The 839-nt window shown below is 41.1% G+C and carries 1 protein-coding gene; it reads right to left on the reverse strand.

The window, feature by feature from the left end:
• Window positions 1-839, reverse strand: an 839-nt coding sequence (locus MHZ95_RS20760; RefSeq protein WP_239392684.1) for an RNA-guided endonuclease InsQ/TnpB family protein, incomplete at both ends; no start/stop codon positions are given.

Below are 839 nucleotides of genomic sequence, written 5' to 3' on the forward strand. Positions count from 1 at the left end.
TGAATATCACGATGATTCGCATAGCCACAAGGACATGTATAGATTCTCGAAGAGACTTTGCGTTTCTTCGGACAGCAAGGACATTGCTGCGTTGTATCGCTTTCATCATGTTTGTCGATTTTCATGTCTTCCGCTTCTAGTTTATATTCCAGATAGGCATAGACTTTTCCAAAAGCCCAATTGGATAGTTTCTGGTTCGTCGTTCTTCGTCGGACCTTTTTCTTTTTACGGCGGGATGTGTTGCGTTGAACACCGTCCACATCACCAAATGCCACTTCTTTTACTTCATTTTCGATGCACCAATCAACAAATTGTTTCGTTGTTTTATGAAGGGCATCTTGAAGCTGTTTATCACTTTTTGAAAGTACATAGCGTTTCGCCCGGTTGTATCTTTTCCACTGCTTGGAACCTTTTATGCATTTACTCATTTTCCGTTGGAGTTCTGCCAGCTTTTTATTGCGTAGCCGATGAATGGAGCGGATTTTACGACCTGTAATGATGATATTTTCACCATTTTCCACAACTGCCGCAATGGTATGGATTTCTCCGACGTCAATTGCCGAACGGTTTGCGAAAGTATTTTCTTTTACTTTCTGACCATCTTCATATGCCATGGATAACATCAGTTGTCGGTCAAAAATCAGTTCGATTTCTTTGATTTTGCCTTTGGGCAACTCTTTGATCCAAAGTATGAGTGGGGCTTGTAGCTTCCCTTCAACCTTCCCCATCGATAATTGGATCTTGCCATTTTCAAAGACCTTGAAGCCGTTGTTCGCCCATTTCGTATTGAAATGATTTTTTCGTTTGTACGGGTATTTATTTGGATGTCCGGCTTTTCT

It is taken from the genome of Sporosarcina sp. ACRSM, assembly GCF_022346545.1.
Taxonomy (GTDB): Bacteria; Bacillota; Bacilli; order Bacillales_A; family Planococcaceae; genus Sporosarcina.